Origin of the sequence: Corallococcus sp. AB049A (assembly GCF_003668885.1) — a bacterium.
In the GTDB taxonomy this organism is placed as follows: Bacteria; Myxococcota; Myxococcia; order Myxococcales; family Myxococcaceae; genus Corallococcus; species Corallococcus interemptor.
Window position 1 is genome coordinate 1 of the sequence record NZ_RAWL01000580.1, and the last position, 4,472, is coordinate 4,472.

Annotated in this window: 3 protein-coding genes; all 3 read left to right on the top strand. The window is 73.6% G+C overall.

Annotation, left to right across the window (positions count from 1 at the left end):
• Positions 1-970 (top strand): hypothetical protein (locus D7X55_RS36465; protein WP_233610281.1); only part of this gene is annotated, 970 nt, incomplete at its 5' end.
• 94 nt (positions 971-1,064) lie between these two features.
• The gene (locus D7X55_RS36470; protein WP_120547925.1) at positions 1,065-1,487 is read left to right on the top strand and encodes a cupredoxin domain-containing protein; all 423 of its coding nucleotides are present in this window, start codon (positions 1,065-1,067) and stop codon (positions 1,485-1,487) included.
• A gap of 57 nt (positions 1,488-1,544) precedes the next feature.
• On the top strand, positions 1,545-4,472 hold a 2,928-nt coding region (locus D7X55_RS36475; RefSeq protein ID WP_121725443.1), incomplete at its 3' end, for a helicase C-terminal domain-containing protein.

Here is a 4,472-nt window from a genome sequence, read left to right on the forward strand (position 1 = left end):
CCCCGCGACGGCGGCCCCCTCCGCGCCGCCCCGGCCGGCCAGTCCAACAGCGCCGGGCTTCACGCCGGGCGCTGCCTCGCGTCCGCCGCCCCGGGGTCCAGGGATGGGTGGACCGCCGCGCTCGGGTGGGCCTCCGGGCCGCTTCGGTCCGCGCCCCAGCACGCCGCGTCCGCCGCCCACGCCGGAGCAGATCCAGGCGCTGGCCACGCGCGAGCACGTGCCCGCGCGCATCGCCAAGGGTGAGCTGGAAGGGAAGATGAAGGCGCGCATCTGGCGCAAGCTGCACGCCGAGGAGGCGAAGCGCTTCGACCAGGTCTACGAGCTGATGGGCCAGACGCCGGGCCTGTCGCTGGGCGACGCCTTCGGCATCCTGCAGAGCGGCCTCACCGTGCAGGAGTTCATGGCGCGCAAGGAGCGCAGCCAGCGCAAGGCGGCCATCAAGCAGGCGCGCGGCCAGGTGGACAACGCGCTCGTCGCGGACTTCCTGGGCGCCTTCATCGAGCAGAAGACCGAGCTGTCCGTGGTGCTGGCGGAGCGGTCGCTGCTGGACACGCTGCTGGCGGAGGAGGCCATCGCCTTCACCTTCGAGCGCACGGGCCGGCTGGAGAAGCTCCAGGTGGTGCTCATCGCGCGCAGGGGTGACTGGGAGCGGCTGATGCCGAACCTGGAGCGCGACGCGAAGCTCACGCAGAAGCCGGCGCAGGTGGCCCGGCAGCCGGACAAGCGGCCCTACTCGGACCCGCGGCCGTTCCTGCCGCACATCGGGCAGACGGTGAAGCTGGTGCTGCGCAACGGCATCACCGTGGAGGCGCCGCTGTTGCGCGTGGGCCGCTTCGACGTGCTGCTGGGTGAGCCCGGGCACGAGTTGTTCATCCCGCTGCACGCGCTCCTGCGCTTCGAGGCGCCCCCGGCCCCGGCCGAGGACGCCTCCGACGACGCGGACGAGCCGAAGCCCGACGCCGAGAGCTGAAAGCCGCTCGCGGTGCCGTTACTTCCGGGCGGCCCTCGCCTTCACGGGCGGGCCGCCTTTTTCCTTCCTCGCCTCCCACAAGGAGACCCCACCCATGCGCCCCTTCTTCTCCCGCATCATCAAGCCCTGGCTCGCGCTCACCGCGGCGGCGGTCCTCGCGGGGGCGTCGCAGCAGGCGTGCACCAAGGAGTCCTCCGCGAAGGAGCCGGACGCGCCCGCCGCGCAGGAGGTGGGGCGGCGGGAGAACGGCGTGCACGTGGTGGAGCTGGCCGTGACGGAGAAGGGCTATGAGCCCTCGCCGGTGCAGCTCAAGAAGGGCGAGCCGGTGAAGCTGGTGGTGACGCGCAAGACGGACGTGACGTGCGCCACCGAGCTGGTGATGGACGAGTACAAGATCGACACGAAGCTGCCGCTGAACACGCCGGTGGAGATTGCCTTCACGCCGAACCAGTCCGGGACGCTGAGGTACGGCTGCGCGATGGGGAAGATGATCGCCGGCACGTTCGTCGTGGATTGAGTCCGGGCGCCCGTTAACTGGCGATGTCCGCCCGGGCGGGTAGTCTGGTTGCCCTGCATGGGCAGCTCGGAGCTCTTCACCCGGCACGTCTTCCTGGACCTCGAAACGACGGGGCTCGACCCCCGCGTGGACGAGGTGATTGAAGTCGGGTGCCTCTTCTTCGAGCACGGCCGGGAGGTGGACCGCTTCTCCCGGCTGTATTCGGCGTCCCGCCCGCTGAACCTCACCATCCGCCGGCTCACCGGCCTCTCCGACGCGCAGCTCTCCGGACAGCCCCGCTTCGACGCGGAGCGCGCCCAGCTGCGCGAAAGGCTCAAGGGCTGGACGGTGGTGGCGCACAACGCCCCGTTCGAGAAGGGCTTCCTCCCGGACGTGCTCGGCGGCGTGCCGGTGCTCGACTCGTGCGAGCTCATGCACTACCTGCACCCGGAGCTGCCCAGCCACTCGCTGGAGTCGCTGATGCGGTGGGCGAAGCTGGGCTCGCAGCAGCCGCACCGCGCGCTGCATGACTGCGTGGCGGTGCACGCGGTGCTGGTGCACGCGCTGGATGGCTGCGTGCGCGACGGGCGCGCGGAGGATGTCGCGGACCTGCTGGCCACCCTGGACCCCCGGGCCCGCGCGGCGCTGGGGCCCACGCCGCTCCTGGACGCCCTGTCCGGCGAGGACGCTCGCGACCTGGCGATGGACGCGGAGGCGCGGCCGCTCCTGGAGCTGCTGTCGCGGCTGTGGGAGGCGTGCCGGGCCTCACCGGTGCCGCTGAGCCTGGAGACGACGGGCGGCTTCCTGCGCGCGCGGCCGGAGCGCAAGCGCGCCCATGGCGGCAGGCCCCCTCCGGAGCCCGAGCTGGACGCGACGCCGCTGCCGGTGCGTCCGGACGAGGTGGCGAAAATCCTGGGGCCTGGCGGCGCGCTGGAGCGGGGCGGCAATTTCCTGTCCCGGCCCGCGCAGCTGGAGATGGCGCAGGCGGTGGCGCGCACGCTGTCGGACGGCGGTCAGGTGGCGGTGGAGGCCGGCACGGGCACGGGCAAGTCGCTGGCGTACCTCACGCCCGCGGCGCTGTTCGCGGCGCGCAACGGGCTGAAGGTGGGCGTGGCGCCGCACACGAAGACGCTCCAGGACCAGCTGCTGGAGAAGGACCTGCCCCGGCTGCACCAGGCCACGGGCGGCGCGTTCGGCTACGCGCTGCTCAAGGGGCAGACGAACTACCTGTGCCGCCGCCGCGCGCTGGAGGCCACGCGCGTGGAGCCGGGGATGAACCACTCAGCACGCGCGCCCCGGGCCTACGTGCGCGCGTATATGCGCCGCAGCGTGGACGGGGACCTGGACCGGCTGAGCCACTGGTTCCGCGAGCGCTTCCCGGGGATGCACGGGCTGGTGCCGGCGGTGCGCTCCGAGGCGGCGACGACGCTGGGCGAGCGGTGCCCGCATCACCACAAGTGCTTCTACCACTCGGCGGTGGCGCAGGCGCGCGAGGCGGACGTGCTGGTCATCAACCAGTCGCTCGCGTTCGCGTGGCCCGCGCGCTACGGGCGCCTGGACCACCTGGTGCTGGACGAGGCGCACGAGCTGGAGGACGTGGCCACCACCGCGCTCACGGTGGAGCTGTCCGACCTGGCCTTCCTGCGCCTCACGGAGCGGCTGCACGGACGCGACGGGCGCCGGGGCCTCTTCGCGGAATTGCGCCGCGCGCTCGCGGCCACGCGCCGGGACGAGTCCCGCGTGCTGATGTCCGAGGTGGACGACGCCCTGCGCGCGCTGCTCCAGGAGGCGCGCGGGCTGGGCGAACAGGTGACGGCCCTGTGCGAGCCCGCGTCCGCGATGCCCGGTGAGGACGCGGACGACGCGGCCTACGCGCCGGAGCTGCGGGTGACGGACGCGGTGCGCGCCCTGCCCGCCTGGGAGCCCGTGCGCGAGGGGCTGGTGGCGGTGCGCACGGCGCTGCAGCGGGTGCACACGCTCCTGTCCGTGCGCGCCCTGGCGGCGCTGCCGGAGCTGGCGGTGAAGCAGCCGTCGCTGGAGCGCGAGCTGGCCGGCGCCACCACGGAGCTGGGCGAGCTGTCGGTGCTGGCCGGGGAGCTGGCCGGGGAGCCGGACGCGAAGCGCTGCTACGCGGCGCGGGCGGAGCCTCGCAAGGGGCGCTGGAGCGTGGGCGCGCAGCCGGTGGACGTGTCCGAGTCCGTGGCGAAGGACTTCGCCGCGAACAAGCGCGCGCTGGTGATGGCGTCCGCCACGCTGGGCACCGGGGACGGCGTGCCCTTCGTGCTGAAGCGGCTGGGGCTGAGGCCGCCGCTGTTGCGCGCGCCCTCGCCGTTCCACCTGGGACAGCAGGCGCTGGTGGTGCTGGTGACGGACGCGCCTCGCGCGCACGAAGAGCCGTTCATCGACTGGGCCTCCGGGCGCATCTCCGGCCTGGCGCAGGTGATGGGCGGCCGGGTGCTGGGCCTGTTCGCGTCCACGCGGCGGCTGGAGCGCGTGTCGCGCGAGGTGCAGGCGCGGCTGGAGCCGCACGGCATCGAGGTGCTGCGCCAGTCTCGCGGGCACGGCCGTTCGCTGGCGGCGCGGCAGGAGCGCGACACCGGCACGGTGCTGCTGGGCACCAAGAGCTTCTGGCAGGGCGTGGACATCCCCGGGCGCGGCGTGGGGTGTGTCTTCATCGACAAGCTGCCCCTGGAGCCGGCGTCACGGCCGCTGGTGGCCGCGCGCGAGGAGCCGCTGGCGAAGGCGGGCAACGAGTACCTGGGCTTCCTCCAGTACCGGCTGCCCCGCGCGTTGCTGCTCATGCGCCAGGGCGTCGGGCGGCTCATCCGCTCCACCACGGACCGGGGCATCGTCGTCATCGCCGATCCCGGACACGCGAGCTACCGGCCGCTGCTGCTCCAGGCGCTCGCGGGCTACCGCGTCGTCGCGCTGCCGTGGGCGCAGGCGCGGCTGATGCTGCACTCGGAGCTGCTGCAGATGGGGCTCACCGCGGACACCGCGCGGGTG